20 protein-coding genes are annotated in these 16,612 nt (G+C 71.0%); 5 read left to right on the top strand and 15 right to left on the bottom strand.

Annotation, left to right across the window (positions count from 1 at the left end):
* Positions 1–36: 36 nt before the first annotated feature.
* The 4 genes from frr to rpsB all read right to left on the bottom strand — a co-directional run bounded on the left by frr (position 37) and on the right by rpsB (position 3,422).
* Positions 37–594 (bottom strand): ribosome recycling factor, encoded by a 558-nt coding sequence (frr, locus tag ACFWQG_RS05900; protein WP_378506644.1) that lies wholly within the window; start codon positions 592–594, stop codon positions 37–39.
* A gap of 45 nt (positions 595–639) precedes the next feature.
* A complete protein-coding gene (gene pyrH / locus ACFWQG_RS05895; RefSeq protein ID WP_378506643.1) occupies positions 640–1,383 on the bottom strand; it encodes a UMP kinase in 744 nt (247 codons plus the stop codon).
* Positions 1,384–1,630: 247 nt separating this feature from the next.
* On the bottom strand, positions 1,631–2,455 hold the full coding sequence (gene tsf / locus ACFWQG_RS05890; protein ID WP_378506642.1) for a translation elongation factor Ts: 825 nt from the start codon (positions 2,453–2,455) through the stop codon (positions 1,631–1,633).
* Positions 2,456–2,543: 88 nt separating this feature from the next.
* Entirely contained in the window at positions 2,544–3,422 is an 879-nt protein-coding gene (gene rpsB / locus ACFWQG_RS05885; RefSeq protein ID WP_378506641.1) for a 30S ribosomal protein S2, read from the bottom strand.
* 285 nt (positions 3,423–3,707) lie between these two features.
* On the opposite strand from rpsB, the gene ACFWQG_RS05880 reads away from it, so the two are divergent.
* Positions 3,708–4,190 (top strand): M23 family metallopeptidase, encoded by a 483-nt coding sequence (locus ACFWQG_RS05880; protein WP_378506640.1) that lies wholly within the window; start codon positions 3,708–3,710, stop codon positions 4,188–4,190.
* Between the two features lie 45 nt (positions 4,191–4,235).
* Here ACFWQG_RS05880 and ACFWQG_RS05875 read toward each other — a convergent pair whose 3' ends face one another.
* Entirely contained in the window at positions 4,236–5,186 is a 951-nt protein-coding gene (locus tag ACFWQG_RS05875) for a tyrosine recombinase XerC (protein ID WP_378506639.1), read from the bottom strand.
* Positions 5,187–5,270: 84 nt separating this feature from the next.
* Between ACFWQG_RS05875 and ACFWQG_RS05870 the strand changes: the two genes are divergently transcribed.
* Positions 5,271–6,455: a multidrug effflux MFS transporter gene (locus ACFWQG_RS05870; RefSeq protein WP_378506638.1), complete on the top strand. Its 1,185-nt coding sequence runs from the start codon at positions 5,271–5,273 to the stop codon at positions 6,453–6,455.
* A 3-nt stretch (positions 6,456–6,458) separates the two neighbouring features.
* Here ACFWQG_RS05870 and ACFWQG_RS05865 read toward each other — a convergent pair whose 3' ends face one another.
* Positions 6,459–7,235: a siderophore-interacting protein gene (locus ACFWQG_RS05865; protein ID WP_378506637.1), complete on the bottom strand. Its 777-nt coding sequence runs from the start codon at positions 7,233–7,235 to the stop codon at positions 6,459–6,461.
* Positions 7,236–7,371: 136 nt separating this feature from the next.
* Here ACFWQG_RS05865 and ACFWQG_RS05860 point away from each other — a divergent pair, with 136 nt between their 5' ends.
* A complete protein-coding gene (locus tag ACFWQG_RS05860) occupies positions 7,372–7,947 on the top strand; it encodes a hypothetical protein (RefSeq protein ID WP_378506636.1) in 576 nt (191 codons plus the stop codon).
* 13 nt (positions 7,948–7,960) lie between these two features.
* Here the strand turns inward: ACFWQG_RS05860 and dprA are convergent, their stop codons facing one another.
* Genes dprA through ACFWQG_RS05845 form a run of 3 tightly spaced genes read right to left on the bottom strand, consistent with a single transcriptional unit; the run spans position 7,961 to position 10,952 of the window.
* The gene (gene dprA, locus ACFWQG_RS05855; protein WP_378506635.1) at positions 7,961–9,091 is read right to left on the bottom strand and encodes a DNA-processing protein DprA; all 1,131 of its coding nucleotides are present in this window, start codon (positions 9,089–9,091) and stop codon (positions 7,961–7,963) included.
* Entirely contained in the window at positions 9,088–10,596 is a 1,509-nt protein-coding gene (locus ACFWQG_RS05850; RefSeq protein WP_378506634.1) for a YifB family Mg chelatase-like AAA ATPase, read from the bottom strand. The genes dprA and ACFWQG_RS05850 overlap by 4 nt, the downstream gene beginning before the upstream one ends.
* Complete coding sequence (locus tag ACFWQG_RS05845) at positions 10,596–10,952, bottom strand: YraN family protein (RefSeq protein ID WP_378506633.1); 357 nt, start codon at positions 10,950–10,952, stop codon at positions 10,596–10,598. Before ACFWQG_RS05845 ends, ACFWQG_RS05850 begins: the two co-directional genes overlap by 1 nt.
* Before the next feature lie 149 nt (positions 10,953–11,101).
* On the opposite strand from ACFWQG_RS05845, the gene ACFWQG_RS05840 reads away from it, so the two are divergent.
* Together ACFWQG_RS05840 and ACFWQG_RS05835 are read left to right on the top strand one after the other, a co-directional pair.
* The gene (locus ACFWQG_RS05840; RefSeq protein WP_378506632.1) at positions 11,102–11,851 is read left to right on the top strand and encodes a DUF2786 domain-containing protein; all 750 of its coding nucleotides are present in this window, start codon (positions 11,102–11,104) and stop codon (positions 11,849–11,851) included.
* Entirely contained in the window at positions 11,848–12,360 is a 513-nt protein-coding gene (locus tag ACFWQG_RS05835; protein WP_378506631.1) for a TIGR04338 family metallohydrolase, read from the top strand. Before ACFWQG_RS05840 ends, ACFWQG_RS05835 begins: the two co-directional genes overlap by 4 nt.
* Positions 12,361–12,364: 4 nt before the next feature.
* Here ACFWQG_RS05835 and ACFWQG_RS05830 read toward each other — a convergent pair whose 3' ends face one another.
* The 6 genes from ACFWQG_RS05830 to ACFWQG_RS05805 all read right to left on the bottom strand — a co-directional run bounded on the left by ACFWQG_RS05830 (position 12,365) and on the right by ACFWQG_RS05805 (position 16,585).
* Complete coding sequence (locus tag ACFWQG_RS05830) at positions 12,365–12,688, bottom strand: DUF2469 domain-containing protein (protein ID WP_345343313.1); 324 nt, start codon at positions 12,686–12,688, stop codon at positions 12,365–12,367.
* A 64-nt stretch (positions 12,689–12,752) separates the two neighbouring features.
* The gene (locus ACFWQG_RS05825) at positions 12,753–13,445 is read right to left on the bottom strand and encodes a ribonuclease HII (RefSeq protein ID WP_378506630.1); all 693 of its coding nucleotides are present in this window, start codon (positions 13,443–13,445) and stop codon (positions 12,753–12,755) included.
* A gap of 10 nt (positions 13,446–13,455) precedes the next feature.
* A complete protein-coding gene (gene lepB, locus ACFWQG_RS05820) occupies positions 13,456–14,241 on the bottom strand; it encodes a signal peptidase I (protein ID WP_378506629.1) in 786 nt (261 codons plus the stop codon).
* Positions 14,242–14,325: 84 nt separating this feature from the next.
* A complete protein-coding gene (gene rplS, locus ACFWQG_RS05815) occupies positions 14,326–14,667 on the bottom strand; it encodes a 50S ribosomal protein L19 (protein ID WP_378506628.1) in 342 nt (113 codons plus the stop codon).
* Between the two features lie 146 nt (positions 14,668–14,813).
* Positions 14,814–15,662, bottom strand: a complete 849-nt coding sequence (locus ACFWQG_RS05810) for a hypothetical protein (protein ID WP_378506627.1) — start codon at positions 15,660–15,662, stop codon at positions 14,814–14,816.
* Positions 15,659–16,585, bottom strand: coding sequence for a formylglycine-generating enzyme family protein (locus ACFWQG_RS05805; RefSeq protein WP_378506751.1), 927 nt, complete (start codon positions 16,583–16,585; stop codon positions 15,659–15,661). The genes ACFWQG_RS05810 and ACFWQG_RS05805 overlap by 4 nt, the downstream gene beginning before the upstream one ends.
* Positions 16,586–16,612 lie beyond the last annotated feature (27 nt).

Below are 16,612 nucleotides of genomic sequence, written 5' to 3'. Positions count from 1 at the left end.
GCGCGCGGCGCCGGTGGGACTGTCGGTGGGCACCGCCTAGACCTCCATCAATTCGGCTTCCTTGTGCTTGACCAGCTCGTCGATGTGCCCGACGTACTTCGCCGTGGTCTTGTCGAGCTCCTTCTCGGCGCGGGCCACCTCGTCCTCGCCTGCCTCGCCGTCCTTCTGGATGCGGTTCAGCTCGTCCATCGCCTTGCGCCGCACGTTGCGGATCGCGACCTTCGCGTCCTCGCCCTTGGCCTTCGACTGCTTAACGAGCTCGCGGCGGCGTTCCTCCGTCAGCTGCGGCACCGACACCCGGATCAGGGTGCCGTCGTCGGTCGGGTTGACGCCGAGGTCCGAGTTCCGGATCGCGTTCTGGATCGGCCCCAGCTGGGCCTGCTCGTAGGGCTTGATGACCACGAGCCGGGCCTCCGGAACGGTGATCGACGCGAGCTGCGAGATCGGCGTCATCGCGCCGTAGTACTCGATCGCGATCCGGTTGAACATGCCGGGATTGGCCCGCCCGGTGCGGATTCCGCCGAGGTCGTCCTTCGCCGACGCGACGGTCTTCTCCATCTTCTCCTCGGCATCGAAGAGCGCTTCATCGATCACGGTGTTCCTCCAGGCTCGCGGGGGTGGCTGCGGATGGTGTGATGGTCACGATTTCACCAGGGTTCCGATCTTCTCACCGGACACCGCGCGCGCGATGTTGCCCTCGGTGAGCAGGTTGAACACCATGATCGGCATCTGGTTGTCCATGCAGAGGCTGAAGGCGGTCGCGTCGGCGACCTTCAGGCCCCGCTCGATGACCTCACGGTGGCTGATCTCGGTGTACATCGTCGCGGTGGGATCGAGCCGGGGGTCGGCGGTGTACACGCCGTCGACGGCCTTGGCCATCAGCACGACCTCCGCGCCGATCTCGAGGGCGCGCTGCGCGGCGGTGGTGTCGGTCGAGAAGTACGGCATGCCCATGCCCGCACCGAAGATGACGACGCGCCCCTTCTCCAGGTGACGGCGCGCCCGCAGCGGCAGATACGGTTCGGCGACCTGACCCATCGTGATGGCGGTCTGCACACGAGTGTCGATGCCTTCCTTCTCCAGGAAGTCCTGCAGCGCAAGGCAGTTCATGACGGTGCCGAGCATGCCCATGTAGTCGGAGCGGGCCCGGTCCATGCCGCGCTGCTGCAGTTCGGCGCCGCGGAAGAAGTTGCCGCCGCCGATCACGACCGCGACCTGCACCCCGGATTCCACCACGGCCTTGATCTGCCGGGCGACGGTCTGCACCACGTCCGGGTCGAGGCCGACCTCGCCGCCACCGAACATCTCGCCGCCGAGTTTCAACAGGACGCGCTTGAAGCCGTCACGTCGGGCAGTGGTGTCGGTTGAGGCGGATTCGGTCATGGCTCTCTCTCGTCTCACGGCCGCGCAGATGGTGCGACCAGCATGAATCGGCCACCGTCGGCGGTACAGCCACAGATGACCTCTCCATCCTGCCCTATCCACCCCCGCGAACCACCGTCGGGTGCGACTTCGCGCCCGTGCGTGATTCTTACCCCAGTGGGGGGAAGAATCACGCACAGTGCCGCAGGCACGCGAACGGCCCCGTCACCGGGTGGTGACGGGGCCGTTTCGGCGGTGGTGCCCGCGACTAGCTGGCGCCGACCTCGAACCGCGCGAAGCGGACCAGGGTCACGCCCGCCTCGTCGAGCAGGGCCTTGACGGTCTTCTTGCTGTCGGTCACCGAGGACTGCTCGGTCAGCACGACATCCTTGAAGAAGCCGTTGACGCGACCCTCGACGATCTTCGGGAGGGCTGCTTCCGGCTTGCCCTCCTCCTTCGCGGTCTGCTCGGCGATGCGACGCTCGTTCTCGACGACATCCGCGGGGACCTCGTCGCGGGTCAGGTACTTCGCCTTGAGCGCGGCGACCTGCATGGCGGCGGCGCGGGCGGCCTCGGCCGCCGCGTCACCCTCGCCGGTGTACTCGATCAGCACGCCGACACCGGGCGGCAGGTCGGACGCACGCTTGTGCAGGTAGGTCGCGACCGGGCCGTCGAAGGAGACGACGCGGCGCAACTCAAGCTTCTCGCCGATCTTCGCGGACAGCTCCTGAACCAGGGCGTCGACCGTCTTGCCGTCGACCTCGACCGCCTTGAGGGCGTCCAGGTCGGCAGGCTTCGCGGCGGCGGCCGCGGCGACGACCGTGTCGGCCAGCGCCTGGAACTCGGCGTTCTTGGCGACGAAGTCGGTCTCGGCGTTGAGCTCGAGCATCACGCCGTCCTTGGCGATGACCAGGCCCTCGGCGGTGGACCGCTCGGCGCGCTTGCCGACGTCCTTCGCGCCCTTGATGCGCAGCAGCTCGACGGCCTTGTCGAAGTCGCCGTCGGTCTCGGTCAGCGCGTTCTTGCAGTCCATCATGCCGGAGCCGGTGAGCTCGCGGAGCCGCTTCACGTCAGCGGCGGTGTAGTTCGCCATCGGGGGCGAGCCTCCTCGAATGAGTGTCTGGATGGGGAGCGAAACGGCCCCGACCCGGCCGTGCAGCGATGGGTCGGGGCCGGATCAACTAGGCCTGCGGGGCCTCGGCGTCGGTCGCGGGCGCGGCCTCGGCGGCGGGCGCAGCCTCGGCGTCGGCGGCGGCGGCGGGCGCAGCCTCGGCGTCGGCGGCGGGCGCGGCCTGCGACAGGAGCTCCTGCTCCCACTCGGCGAGCGGCTCGGCGCCTGCCTCGGGCTTGCTGTCGTCGGCGGCGTTGCGGCCGGCGCGGGCCTGCAGACCCTCGGCGACGGCGGACGCGACGACCTTGGTCAGCAGCGCGGCGGAGCGGATGGCGTCGTCGTTGCCCGGGATCGGGTAGTCGACGAGGTCGGGGTCGCAGTTGGTGTCCAGGATCGCGATGACCGGGATGTTCAGCTTGCGCGCCTCGGAGACCGCCAGGTGCTCCTTGTTGGTGTCGACGACCCAGATGGCCGACGGAACCTTGGCCATGTCCCGGATGCCGCCGAGGGTGCGGTCCAGCTTGGTCATCTCACGCGTGAGCATGAGGATTTCCTTCTTGGTGCGCCCCTCGAAGCCGCCGGTCTGCTCCATGGCCTCGAGGTCCTTCAGGCGCAGCAGGCGCTTGTGGACGGTCGTGAAGTTGGTGAGCATGCCGCCGAGCCAGCGCTGGTTCACGTACGGCATGCCGACGCGGGTGGCCTCTTCGGCGATGGACTCCTGCGCCTGCTTCTTGGTGCCGACGAACAGGATGGTGCCGCCGTGCGCGACGGTCTCCTTGACGAACTCGTACGCCTTGTCGATGTACGTGAGCGTCTGCTGCAGGTCGATGATGTAGATGCCGTTGCGGTCCGTGAGGATGAACCGCTTCATCTTCGGGTTCCAGCGACGGGTCTGGTGCCCGAAGTGGGTTCCACTGTCGAGCATCTGCTTCATGGTCACAACAGCCATGGCTGTGTACCTCTTTCATTTCCGGTTGACGCAGGCGGTCGGGTGACCCCTGCCCTGGCGCCCACCAACCCTCGGACCTGCACGAATGCGGGACCAGCCGAGGGCTGCTTGTCGATGCGCGGGCGCGCGAAGTCGGACTGCGCGAACACAGACCGCGTGTCGAGTGTACGGGGTGCACGGTGCAGCTCCCAATCGGCCTCCGCGGGCTGTGGAGAACGCGCGGAATTCTCCCCAGGGCGCGGTCGCGGGCTCCCGCGGCTGACCGGGAACGGTCAGGGTGGGGAGATGCGACTGCCGATGCTCCTCGGGTTCTGCGCCGCTCTGCTGCTCGGCGCCGCCGCCCCCGCCGCGGCCGCTGGCTTCGGCTGGCCCCTCACCCCCCGTCCGATCGTGGTGACCCCGTTCGATCCGCCCGCCCGCGACTGGCTGGCCGGGCACCGCGGCGTCGACCTGTCCGCCGCCGCCGGTCAGCCGGTGCTGGCCGCCGGCGACGGGGTGGTGGCCTTCGCAGGCGAGGTCGCGGGCAAGCCGGTGGTGTCCGTCGACCACCGCGGCGGGCTGCGGACGACCTACGAGCCGGTGCTGGCGAGCGTCCGGGTCGGGCAGCGGGTGGCCCGGGGGGCCGGGCTCGGCACCCTGGCCGCGGGGCACCCGGGCTGCCCCGGCAGCTGCCTGCACTGGGGGGTACGCCGCGGACGGGACGTGTACCTGGACCCGCTTGCCCTGCTCCGGCCCGGCCCGGTCCGGCTGAAGCCGCTCCATTCCTGACCGGGAGGCGGGGTGTCAGGCCCGCTCACACGACCGGGGCGGGCGTCAGGCCCGCGGGTGGGCCTGATCGTGCACCGCACGGAGCCGGGCGACGGACACGTGGGTGTAGAGCTGAGTGGTCGCGAGGCTGTTGTGGCCGAGCAGTTCCTGCACGACGCGCAGGTCGGCGCCGCCCTCAAGCAGGTGGGTTGCCGCGGAATGCCGCAGGCCGTGCGGCCCGAGGCTCGGCGCCCCGGGGACCGCTTCGAGCACCTCATGCACCACGGTCCGCGCCTGCCGCTGGTCGAGTCGCCGACCCCGTTTGCCCAGCAGCAACGCCTCGCCGGACCGGGGATTCGCGAGGGCGGGACGCCCGACGCGCAGCCACAGGTCGAGGGCGGCGGCGGCGGGCCCCCCGAACGGGACCGAGCGCTGCTTGTCGCCCTTGCCAACCACGCGAACCACCCGCCGCTCGTGGTCGACGTCGCCGAGGTCGAGTCCGCACAACTCTCCAACCCGAATTCCGCTGGCGTACAGCATCTCCACGATCAGCCGGTCCCGGAGTGCCACCGGATCATGCTGCGCGGCACCCGATTCGGCGGCCCGCATCGCATCCTCGGCCTGACCCTGCCGGAGCACGGCCGGCAGCGTCCGATGCGTCTTCGGGGACGCCAGCCGGACCCCGGGGTCTCGTGGGATGCGGCGGGTGCGGGTGAGCCAGGCGGTGAACGTGCGGGCGGATGCGGTGCGACGCGCGAGGGTGGTGCGGGCAACGCCCGCGGCGGCCTGCCCCGACAGCCAGGCCCGCAGGGTGGCCAGGTCCAGATCCTCGAGTCGGGCGTCGGGGTCGGTCGCGACCACATGCGCCAGCAGCGACCGCACGTCACCGAGGTAGGCGCGGACGGTGTGCTCGGATCTGCCGCGTTCGAGCCGCAGGTGGTCGGCGTACACGTCGAGGAGGTCGGCGAGGCGTGCGGGAAGTTCGGCGGGCCCGGCATCCTGCGCGTCGGAGGTCATCCCCAAAAGATCACCCCGCCACGGGAATAAAGCAAGCACACGCGCCGCTGGTACTCCCATGTGATGCGTGCGATACCGGTTCCGATGCTGTTGACCCTCGCCCTGTTGTCGGCGATCGCCCCGCTGGCGACGGACATGTACCTGCCGGGACTTCCGATGCTCGGCGACGACCTGTCGACATCGGACTCGACCGTGCAGTTGACGTTGACCACGTTCATGGCCGGGCTCGGCATCGGGCAGCTGATCGTCGGGCCGCTCTCCGACGGGTGGGGGCGCCGCGGGCTGCTGCTCGGCGGCACCGCGGTGTTCGCGCTCAGCGGGATCCTGTGCGCGATCGCGCCGTCGGCGGGTGTCCTGATCGCGGCGCGTCTGGTGCAGGGGTTGAGCGGCGGTGCCGCGATCGTGCTGGCGCGGGCGGTGATCGCCGACCGCGCGTCGGGTGACGCCGCCGCGAAGCTGTTCTCGCTCATGATGATCATCGGCGGCGTTGCCCCGGTGGTCGCACCGATGGCTGGCGGTGCGCTGCTCGGCCCGATCGGCTGGCGCGGCATCTTCTGGGTGCTCGCCGTCGCGGGCGTGGTGATGGTGGTGGGCGTGCTCGCCCTGATCCCGGAGACGCTGGCGCCGGACCGCAGGCACGGCGGTGGTCTCGCCGCGCTGGCCCGCAACGGCAGGTACGTGGTGTGCAATCGCCGGTTCGTCGGCTACGCGCTGGCGTTCATGTTCGGGTTCGGCGCGCTGTTCTCCTACATTTCGGCGTCGCCGTTCGTGGTGCAGGACGTCCTCGGCCTGACCGCAGGACAGTTCTCGATCGTGTTCGGGGTCAACTCGGTCGGCATCGTGCTCGGCAGCATCGTCAACACCCGCCTGATCGGGCGATTCCACGCCAGCCAGTTGCTCACCTTCGGCGTCCTGCTGGTCACCGCGGCCGGTGCCGCACTGGTCCTGGTGGTGGCCGTCGGCGGCATCGGCCCGGCGGCGGTGCTGCCGTTGCTGTTCGTGGTGACGACGGCGATCGGTTTCATCATGGGCAACGCGACCGCGCTCGGCCAGGCCGAGGTGCCCGACGCCGCAGGCACCGGGTCCGCGGTGATGGGGGCCGGACAGTTCGGCCTTGCCGCGCTGGTCGCTCCGCTGGTCGGCGGATCTGCGGCGGGCATGGCGATCAGCATTCTGGCCTGCTCGGTCCTCGCGCTGGTCGCGCTGCTCACCCTGGCCCGGCCCGCGACGGCCCCGACCGCCGAGCCTGCGCCGGCGGTCACCGGCTGACGGTCAGCCGCCCGGTTCGGCCGCAGCAAGCTCGGACTTCCAGACCCGAAATCCTTCCTCGGTGCGGCCGCGGCGCCAGTACCCGGAGATCGACGCCCACTCGGCCCGCACGCCCCGCTCCCTGCGGATGTACGGGCGCAGCCCGTGCATGACCGCCTGTGCCTCACCATGGATGAACACCTGGGGTTGGCCGGGCCACCAGTCGGCGGCGGTGACCGCCGCGATCAGTGGGGCGTGCTCGCCCGCGCGGTCGTCGCCGACCTCGTCCGCCGCGCCGCCGCGGTGGATCCAGGTGATGGCGGCGTCGGCGGCGGTGGGCAGGGCGATCTCGTCGCCGGGCCCGGCGACCTCGACGAAGACCTGTGCGCGGGCACCCGCGGGTAGCGCCTCAAGCGCAGCGCCGATCGCGGGCAGCGCGGATTCGTCCCCGGCGAGCAGGTGCCAGTCCGCGTCGCGGCGCGGCGCGTACGCTCCGCCCGGTCCACGCAGCCGCAGCTGTTCCCCCTGCCGGGCGGTCGCCGCCCATCGACCGGCGACGCCCTCGTCGCCGTGAACCACGAAATCAATTGCGATTTCCCGGCTCCGGTCATCGACCCGGCGCACCGTGTAGGTCCGCAGCACGGGTTCGGTGTCGGTACCGAACACCAGCTTGACGTAGGCGTCGGCGTACCCGTTGGGGACGAACTCCTCGAATCCCGGGCCGCCGAGGTACACCCGCACCAGGTGCGGGGCGAGTTGCTCGGTGCGTTGCACGGTCAGTGTGACGGTCGGCCGCGTCATCCTCGAACCTCCAGAGAATTAGGATTACCTAACTGTACGCGGGCGCGTGGTGGCGTCGCCAGCCGCACGATTCGGTACGGCGAGATGGACCCTGCTGACATACTCCTTCGGTCGCAGCCCCTTCCATCGGAGGATCATGAAACTCGCTCGTCGCATCACACCCGCCGTTCTGCTCGTCGCCGCCGCCGTGCTGACCGGCTGCTCGTCCCCCTCGGAGGCCGACACGGCCGCGGACACCGGGTGCGTGGACGTCGGCCTTCCCAACGCCACCGCCGAGGAACTGGTGGACGTGCTCCGGCCGCAGCCCGCGGGCGAGCCCGACGACGCCTACCGTCAGCTGGCCGCGCAGTTCGAGGAGTCCCGGGATGCCCGGATCGCGCAGGTGCAGTCGGGTGCCGTGTTCACCGCGATCCCGGAGGGCGGGGATGCCGCCTTCGTGAAGGCCGTGTGCGGGCAGTCTCGTTGGGATGCGACCACCACCCCCGACGGCACCGAGGTCCCGTCCCAACGCTCGCAGCGCGCCGCGATCGTCGCCGCCGGGCACAGCTTCTGCGAGACCTACGAGCACCTGCGCCCGTCGGCCGTCTCGACCGACGCCTGGTCGGACTGGAACGGCTACGTCGAGATGATGACCCGCGGCGACGACAGCGCCGAGGCCAAGCAGCTGTACTCGTCGGCGCTCGAGAACCTCTGCCCGCAGTTCGGGGCCTAATCGTCCCTGCGCCTCACCCGCGCCGGTACCACCCGGTCTCGTCCCTCCCGACCAGCCCCATCAGTTCGAGCGTCGGCAGCGCCCCCCGCACCGCGTCGACGGTCCGGCCCGACGACTCGGACAGCTCCCGCACCCCGGCCGCACCCGACGACGGGAGCGCCTCGTACACCAGCGACTCGGTCTCACCGAGTGCGTCGAGTCGGCGGGCGGGCCCGGACGCGGTGTCCCCCACCGTGATCGGGCCCGCCACGTCGACGACGTCCGCTGCCGTCGCGGCCAGCCGGGCGTCCCCGTCACGAATCATCCGGTGGCATCCCACCGAGGCCGCCGACGTGACCGGCCCCGGCACCGCGAGCACCGGCCGACCGAGCCGGGCGGCCCACGCGGCGGTGTTGCGTGCCCCGCTGCGGGCGCCCGCCTCCACCACCAGCACCGCGTCGGACAGCCCCGCCACCAGCCGATTACGGGCCAGGAACCGGTGGCGCGCTGGCGGCGTCCCCGGCGGGTACTCGCTCAGCACCAACCCGGTCTCGCCGATCTGCCGCAGCAGCCGCGCATGACCGGCCGGGTAGGCGCGGTCCAGCCCACACGCGAGCACCGCGACGGTCGGCGCGCCCGCCGCGAGGGCCGCGCGATGCGCGACCCCGTCGATCCCGTATGCGGCCCCGGACACCACCGTCCACCCGGCACCGGCGAGGTCGTCGACGAACTGCGCGGTCACGTGTTCCCCGTACCCGCTCGCCGCCCGGGTCCCGACCACGGCGATCGCCCGGTCGGTCAGCTCGGCCACCGACCGCGACCCCAGCACCCACACCGCCAGCGGAATCGTCGCCTCCCGATCACGTCGGGCATCGATCCCGCCGAACGCCAACAACTTCCAGGAAGGCCAGTCCTCGTCGTCCGGGGTGAGCAGTCGGCCGCCGAGGCGGTCGAGGTGGTCGAGGTCGCGTTCGACGGTGTCGAGATGTCTGCGCGCCTCGGTCCGGGTGCGCAACACCTCCGGTAGGTCCGCCTCCCGGACCGCGCGGGCGGCCTCCAGCGGCCCGACCGCGTCGACCAACTCGACCAGCGGCGCGCACGGCCCCTGCGCGACCGCGGACAGATACGCCCACGCTGCGGCCCGGTCACCGGCCCGGGCGCTCACGCGCCCCACCGGTCCCGGAACCCGAGTGCGAAGCCGACCTGATCCGTCCCCGGAACCGTCAGGCCGGCCAGGTCGGCGAGGGTCCAGGCGACCCGCAGCGCGCGGTCCGCCCCCCGCGCGGTGATCTCCCCCGCCCGCAACGCCCGCTCCATCCCGGCGAGCGTGTCCCGGCCGAGCCGGAACCGCTGCCGCAGCACGGGCCCCGGAACCTCGGCGTTGGTGCGCCACCCGAAGTCGCGCCACCGCTCCACCGCCGCTGCCCTGGCCTGCTCGACGCGTTCCCGCACCGCCGCGGTGCCCTCGCCGCCGTCCCCGTTGAGCGCGCCGACGGAGACGGCGAACATCTGCACCCGCAGGTCAACCCGGTCCATCAACGGCCCGGACAGCTTGCCGAGGTAGCGCCGGCGCGCGGTCGGCGCGCAGATGCAGTCCTCCATCCGCGGCGGCGCGCACGGACAGGGGTTCGCCGCGAGGATCAGCTGGAAACGTGCCGGGTAGACCGCGACCCCGTCCCGTCGGGCGATCCGCACCTCACCGTCCTCGAGCGGGGTGCGCAGCGCCTCCAGGGTCTTGACGCCGAGCTCGGCGCATTCATCGAGGAAGAGCACGCCGCGGTGCGCGCGGCTGACCGCCCCGGGTCGTGCCATCCCGGTTCCCCCGCCGACGAGTGCACTGATCGAGCAGGTGTGATGCGGGGCGACGAACGGCGGCTCGGTGATCAGCGGCCGATCCGTGGTCAGCAGCCCCGCAACCGAATGGATCGCGGTCACCTCGAGGGACTCGTCCTCGCTGAGGGACGGCAGGATCCCCGGAAGTCGTTGCGCGAGCATCGTCTTCCCGATCCCCGGTGGACCCGTCAACATCAGGTGGTGGGCGCCCGCCGCCGCGACCTCCAGCGCGAGCCGGGCCTCCTCCTGCCCGGCGACGTCGCCCAGGTCGGGCACCGTGCGCTCGGCACTGCGGTCCCGCTCCCCCGGACCGGCCAGGACCAGCTCACCGCGCAGCCATTCGACGACCTCCCGCAGGTCGCGGGCACCGAGCACGTCGATGCCGTCGACCAGCCCTGCCTCCGCGAGCGCGACGTGCGGTACCACGACCGTCGTCCACCCCGCGTGCTTGGCGGCGAGCACCGCGGGCAGCACGCCGCGGACCGTCCGCAGCCGACCGTCGAGTGCCAGCTCGCCAAGCAGCACACTCTTCTCCAGGTCCCCGACCGGAACGACGCCAGCGGCGGCGAGGACGGCGCACGCGAGCGCCAGGTCGTACGCGGACCCGCCCTTCGGCAGCGTCGCGGGCGACAACGCCAGGATGATCCGCGAATCCGGCCACTTCTCACCGGAGTTCGTCACCGCGGCCCGCACCCGGTCCCTCGACTCCTGCAGGGCGGTGTCCGGCAACCCGACCAGGTGCGTGCCAGGCAGGCCGCGGCCGAGGTCGGCCTCGATCTCGACCAGTTCCCCCTCCACCCCGCGGACCGCGACCGAGTGGGCCCTCCCGAGCGCCATCAGAACACCGCCTCGAGGTGCGTCAGCTCCGGCGCGGAACGGGGCGGCACCAACACCGACACCACGTCGAACCGGACCCGGCGCCACCCCCGCGGCTGCTCCCGCAGCCACAGCCCGGCAAGTCGCCTGATCCGGGCCCGCTTCGCGTGGGTCACCGCCTCGGCCGGGGTCCCGAATCCGCGGCCGGTGCGGGTCTTGACCTCCACGAACACGACCGCGCCGTCGTCCTCGGCGATCACGTCGAGCTCGCCGTACCGGCACCGCCAGTTGCGGTCCAGCACCACCATCCCCCGCCCGAGCAGATGCCCGACCGCGAGCTCCTCCCCGAACGCTCCCAACTCCACATTGCGTGCCATGCCACCACCCTGCACCGGGTACCGAGCGCGGCCACCGGCGTCACCTGGGGATTCGGGCGGCCTGTGGATGAGTTCGGTGGCTGTGGACAACGACCGCTCCCCCGCCGACGACCCGGGCCGCGTCGGACCCTGCCGCTACCCTCGATCGGGTGAGTTCGGAGAAGATGCTGGTCCGGATCGGCGGGCTGTTGCGGCAGGCGGAGTCCACCGACAACCCGCACGAGGCGCAGGCGTTCATGGAGGCCGCGCAGCGCCTCGCCACCGCCACCGCCGTCGACCTCGCGGTGGCCCGCGCGCACACCGCATCGCGGGAGCGTCGGGCATGCCCGACGCAGCGGGCGATCTCGATCGGCGAACCGGGCCGCAAGGGCCTGCGCACCTATGTCCAGTTGTTCGTTGCGGTCGCGGCCGCGAACGACGTGCAGTGCGACGTCGCGCACAACTCGACGCAGGTGTTCGCGTACGGGTTCGACTCCGACATCGACACCTGCCAGGCGCTGTACTCGTCGCTGCTGCTGCAGATGGTGCGGGCCTCGGACGCCTACATCCGGTCCGGCGCCCACCGACCCGTCGCCGGGGTGACCGCACGATTGAACTTCCAGCTGGCCTTCGCGGCGCGGATCGGGCACCGCCTCGCCGAGACGAAGCGCGCGGTCGAGGCCGACGTGACCGGCACCGCAGACGACGAGCGGGCCGGGACGGCACTCGTGTTGCGGGACAAGCAGATCGAGCTCCGAGACTTCTATTCGCGGACATCGAAGGCGCGCGGCGCGTGGCGGGGCGCCCAGGCGGGCATGGCCCGCTCCGACCGGGCCCGCCGGGCCGGGGACCGCGCCGGGCGGGACGCACGACTCGGCAGCGAGACCGAGCTGCCCGCGCCGCGGAAACGGCTCGCGTGAGCGTCCGCGACGCCCAGCGCTCCCGCGTGTACGACGCGGAGTCGGTGGTGCGCAGGATCTTCGACCGCGCGGACGCCGGGACCGGTCGCGGACTCGAACTGTACGGCTCGCACCTCACGTTGCCGGTCGAGCGGAAGTTCGCGTCCGTCGAGTCGGTGCAGGACTACGCCGACCGGGTCCTCGCCCTGAACTGGGTGCGCGCGCGATGGCCTCGGTCCGCGGAGCCGGTGACGGTCCGGGCCCGGTCCGGCGCGACCGCAGCGCACTACGAGGCCGACACCGCAACCCTCGCCGTCCCCGTCGTTGGCCGCGAATCCCGCTGGGCACTGCGCGAACTGGTCGTGCTGCACGAGCTGGCACACCACCTCGAGCCTGCGGACGCGGACGCGGCCCCGCACGGCCCGGAGTTCGTGGACCGCTACCTGGTGCTCGTCGAGGAGATCCTCGGCGGCGAGGCCGCGTTCGTGCTGCGCACCACCCTCCTGGAGAACGGGGTGGCGCTGCGCTGACCGGTCAGGACCCGAACGGGCCGTTGTCGGGCAGCCGCAGATCCGACTTCTCGAGCTCCTCGATGTTGACGTCCTTGTAGGTGATGACGCGCACGTGCTTGACGAACCGGGCAGGCCGGTACATGTCCCACACCCAGGCGTCGGCCATCCGCACCTCGAAGTAGATCTCCCCGTCCGCGTTGTGCGGCACCAGTTCGACGGAATTCGCGAGGTAGAAGCGGCGCTCGGTCTCGACGACGTAGGCGAACTGGCCGACGATGTCCTTGTACTCACGGTAGAGGGAGAGCTCCATCTCCGTTTCGTACTTCTCGAGATCTTCGGCACTCATCGGGTTCGTCGTCCTCCTGCTGTTCGCTGGTCCGGGCATACCGGCGTCCGGTCCTGACGTCCCATCATCCCGCACCGACCGCGGCGCTGTACATCGCACCCGCCTCGATGCGGACCGCGGCCCGCACGTTCGCGTACGACATCCGGTGCTCCCGGCTCGGCCCCAGCTCCGACAGCGCGGCCATGTGCACCGCCGTGCTGTAGCCCTTGTGCCCGGCGAAGCCGTATCCGGGCAGTTCCGCGTCCAGCGCGACCATCGTCGCGTCGCGGGACACCTTCGCAAGGACACTGGCCGCCGCGATGCACGCCGCGGACGCGTCGCCGCCAATGACGGGCAGCGACGGCGCGGACAGCCCGGGCACCCGGAAGCCGTCCGTCAGAACGTAACCCGGTGGGGACGCCAGCCCGGCCACGGCCCGACGCATCCCCTCGATGTTCGCGACGTGCACACCCAACGCGTCGACCTCGGCGGCCGGGATCTCGACGATGCACCACGCCCGCGCGAGCCGCTGGATCACCGGGAACAGTTCCTCACGCACCTTCTCGGTGAGCCGCTTCGAGTCGTCGAGCCGCTCCAGCGCGCCGTGCGGCTTCGGGCCGAGCACGCAGGCCGCAACCACCAGCGGTCCGGCGCAGGCGCCGCGTCCCGCCTCGTCGACGCCCGCGACCGGGCCGAGTCCCGTCCGGATCAACGCGGACTCCATCGTCCGCAGTCCGGATGCCCTGCGGATGATGGTGCGCGGTGGCCAGCTGGTCACGTGTTCGGTGTCAGTTCGTCTGGGGGTTCGGGGAGGAGATCGTGCCCCACCGCGACGGCGGAAGTACGATCGCGACGGCCTTGCCGATCACGTTGTCGATCGGCACGGTTCCGTTGTACTCGTCCCCGACGTGGTAACGCGAATCCGCCGAGTTGCTGCGGTTGTCGCCCATCACCCACAGGTTGCCCTCCGGCACCGTGAACGGGCCGAAGCAGCGTCCCGACTTGATCGGGGTGTCGCAGGTCTGGGTGCCGGGGACGAACGGGAAGTCGGTGACGACGTACGGTTCGTCGAGCGGCTTGCCGTCGACAAGGACGCGGCCCTGCTCGTCGCAGCATTCGACGGTCTGCCCGCCGGTCGCGATGACCCGTTTGACGAGATCGTTCTCGTCCGGCGGCACCAGGCCGACGATCGAGCCGAACTCCTGGAGGCCGCGGACGACGACGTTCGAGGAGCGGGTGGACTCCCATTGCCCGTTCCAGGAGTCGGGGCCCTTGAACACCACCACGTCCCCCGGGTCCGGGTCGCCGAACCGGTAGCTGATCTTCTCCACCAGGATCCGGTCGCCGGTGCAGCCCGGGCAGCCGTGCAGCGTCGGTTCCATCGACTCGGACGGGATCAGGTACACGCGGGCGATGAAGGTCTGCAGCACGAAGCTGAGCAGCAACGCAACGACGATGAGGATGGGGAGTTCCCGCCAGAACGAGCGGGACTTCTTCTCGGGCCGCGCCGACGCTGTGTCGGGGCCCTCGGCACCGGTGCCCGATGCCGACGATTCCTGGGGGGTATCTACCACTGGAACAGGTTAGCCCGGCCCAGAAATTCTGGGCCGGGCCAACACGATTGTGAGCTACAGCTCAGTGCACAAGTGAGCAGAAGCTCAGCGCTTTTCCTTGATCTTCGCGGCCTTGCCACGCAGGTCGCGGAGGTAGTACAGCTTGGCGCGACGCACGTCACCGCGGGTGAGGACGTCGATCGAGGCGATGTTGGGGCTGTGCACCGGGAAGGTGCGCTCGACGCCGACGCCGAAGGACACCTTGCGGACGGTGAAGGTCTCGCGGATGCCGCCGCCCTGACGCCGGATCACGACGCCCTTGAAGACCTGCACGCGCTCCTTCGAGCCCTCGATGACCTTGACGTGCACGTTCAAGGTGTCGCCGGGACGGAACTCCGGGATGTCGGTGCGGAGCGACTGGGCGTCCAGGAAGTCCAGTGTGTTCATTGATCCATCCTTGCGTTTCTTCGCATGAGCAGAGGACCCGAGCGGCGCCGGTTTCCCGGCGCTCGGCTGGTTCATACTCCGATTCAGTGGGTGCGCCTGTGCAGGCAACCCGTCAATTGTGCCAGACGGGCTGGTCGGAGGCGAAATCAGGCACCGTCCGCCGCCCCGACGCGGGCCGGGGCCGGAGCGGGCCGGACGGTCCGCTCAAGCTCCGCCTCGGTGGCGCTCACCGCGTGTTCGAGGCTCGGTTTGCCCGCGATCAGGTCCTGCACATAGATCTTCGCGCGGATCAACGGCCGCCGGTACCGCTTCTCCCGCTGCACCGCCCGCGCCATCCTCTTCGGCCTGTCCTGGTACCGCCACCGCGCCCACGGTGCCCCCGGCCTGCTCAACCGGATCGCCCCCACCAGCAGCATCGGCGAGATGAACATGCCGAACAGCGCCGTCCAGATCTTCCCCTTCGCGATCACCACACCCGCGATCGCGAGGCTGAGCAGCGACGACACCACCAGCGCCAGCCGCACCACCAGGTCCGGGTTGTCGCGGAAGTCGGCGGGGTTCACGATCGAGTCCGGTCGCGCCCCGAGCAGCAACAACCCGGTGACGGCCACCGCGGCGAACACCGCGTCGACCGACGCCCGGCCCTGCTCCGACCAGTACACGTCCTTGAGGTAGAAGATCAACGCGAACTCGTCGAGCACCAGCGCCATCCCGATCCCGAACCCGGCAGCGAGCAGCGCACCCGACGTCCGCGTCCCGTCCTCGTAGGTGGCGATCAGGGCGACACCGCAGACCACCATCGTCACCACCCCGAACACCACGTGGTGCACGTGCTGCCCGCCCGGGGTCACATTGCCCGGCCACCACCGGACCTGCGCCCGGATCATTCGCACACTGATCCGGATGAAGACGAAGCCGAGGATGAAGCCGAGCAGGAAGCACAGCAGCGGCAGCCTGCCGGTGGCGACGATCTGGTGGTCGAGCCAGTGCCTCATGGGGTTGGTCCCGAACTCCTGACAATGCAGCGGAACCCGACGTGGCAGGTCGAGGTCTCCTCGGTCTCCCCCTGCCGGGCCGCGGGCCGGTAGCGCAGGCAGTAGTTCGGTGCGCACAGGTGCGAGCCGCCCTTGATGACCCGACGCGGGTACACCTCGCCGTCCCGCAGCACCGCCGCCTCCACCCGCGGGTTCCGGGGGATGCAGCAGGCGTCGGCCGGGGCGGTGTTGCGCCCGGACGCGCCGTGGTCGGCGGTGTGGAAGTCGGTGGTCCACTCCCAGACGTTGCCCGCCATGTCGACGAGCCCGAACCCGTTGGGGCGGAACGCACCGATCGGGGAGGTGCCGACGAACCCGTCCTCGGCGAGGTTCTGCCACGGGAACTGCCCCTGCCAGGTGTTGGCCTGATGCCTGCCCCCCGGCGCGAACTCGTCGCCCCACACGTACGTCGCCCGGTCGAGTCCGCCGCGGGCGGCGAACTCCCATTCCGCCTCGCTGGGCAGTTCCTTGCCCGCCCAGTCCGCGTAGGCCAGGGCGTCGGCGTAGGCGATGTGGGTGACCGGATGACGTTCGCGCCCACCGACATTGCTGTCCGGGCCCTCGGGGTGCCGCCAGTCCGCACCGGGAACCCACGACCACCACTGGCGATAGTCGTCCAGCGACACCGGCCCCGGCGGCGGCGTGAACACCAGTGAGCCGGGCACCAGATCCGCCGGGTCCGCGCCCGGGTAGTCGGCCGGATCGGGCGCCGACTCGGCGACGGTGACGTGCCCGGTGTCCTTCACGAATCGGCGGAACTCGGCGACCGTCACCGGGTGCGTGTCCATCCAGAACCCGTCGACCTGCACCTGATGCACCGGCCGTTCCTCCGGGTAGAAGTCCTCCGACCCCATCCAGAATGTGCCGCCAGGCACCCAGGACATGTTCTTCGTCGGGGCGGTGGGGCGGGC

Origin of the sequence: Rhodococcus sp. NPDC058532, from assembly GCF_042719255.1 — a bacterium.
In the GTDB taxonomy this organism is placed as follows: Bacteria; Actinomycetota; Actinomycetes; order Mycobacteriales; family Mycobacteriaceae; genus Rhodococcus_G.
The sequence above is the reverse complement of the archived record's forward strand: the minus strand, read 5'-3'. Positions and strand labels throughout refer to the sequence as shown.

Bases quoted from the DNA above. Each gene is read 5' to 3' on its own strand.
- pyrH (WP_378506643.1), bottom strand. From the start codon at position 1,383: ATGACCGAATCCGCCTCAACCGACACCACTGCCCGACGTGACGGCTTC.
- tsf (WP_378506642.1), bottom strand. From the start codon at position 2,455: ATGGCGAACTACACCGCCGCTGACGTGAAGCGGCTCCGCGAGCTCACC.
- rpsB (WP_378506641.1), bottom strand. From the start codon at position 3,422: ATGGCTGTTGTGACCATGAAGCAGATGCTCGACAGTGGAACCCACTTC.
- ACFWQG_RS05880 (WP_378506640.1), top strand. From the start codon at position 3,708: ATGCGACTGCCGATGCTCCTCGGGTTCTGCGCCGCTCTGCTGCTCGGC.
- ACFWQG_RS05875 (WP_378506639.1), bottom strand. From the start codon at position 5,186: ATGACCTCCGACGCGCAGGATGCCGGGCCCGCCGAACTTCCCGCACGC.
- ACFWQG_RS05870 (WP_378506638.1), top strand. From the start codon at position 5,271: ATGCTGTTGACCCTCGCCCTGTTGTCGGCGATCGCCCCGCTGGCGACG.
- ACFWQG_RS05865 (WP_378506637.1), bottom strand. From the start codon at position 7,235: ATGACGCGGCCGACCGTCACACTGACCGTGCAACGCACCGAGCAACTC.
- ACFWQG_RS05860 (WP_378506636.1), top strand. From the start codon at position 7,372: ATGAAACTCGCTCGTCGCATCACACCCGCCGTTCTGCTCGTCGCCGCC.
- ACFWQG_RS05850 (WP_378506634.1), bottom strand. From the start codon at position 10,596: ATGGCGCTCGGGAGGGCCCACTCGGTCGCGGTCCGCGGGGTGGAGGGG.
- ACFWQG_RS05845 (WP_378506633.1), bottom strand. From the start codon at position 10,952: ATGGCACGCAATGTGGAGTTGGGAGCGTTCGGGGAGGAGCTCGCGGTC.
- ACFWQG_RS05830 (WP_345343313.1), bottom strand. From the start codon at position 12,688: ATGAGTGCCGAAGATCTCGAGAAGTACGAAACGGAGATGGAGCTCTCC.
- rplS (WP_378506628.1), bottom strand. From the start codon at position 14,667: ATGAACACACTGGACTTCCTGGACGCCCAGTCGCTCCGCACCGACATC.
- ACFWQG_RS05810 (WP_378506627.1), bottom strand. From the start codon at position 15,662: ATGAGGCACTGGCTCGACCACCAGATCGTCGCCACCGGCAGGCTGCCG.
- ACFWQG_RS05805 (WP_378506751.1), bottom strand. From the start codon at position 16,585: ATGTCCTGGGTGCCTGGCGGCACATTCTGGATGGGGTCGGAGGACTTC.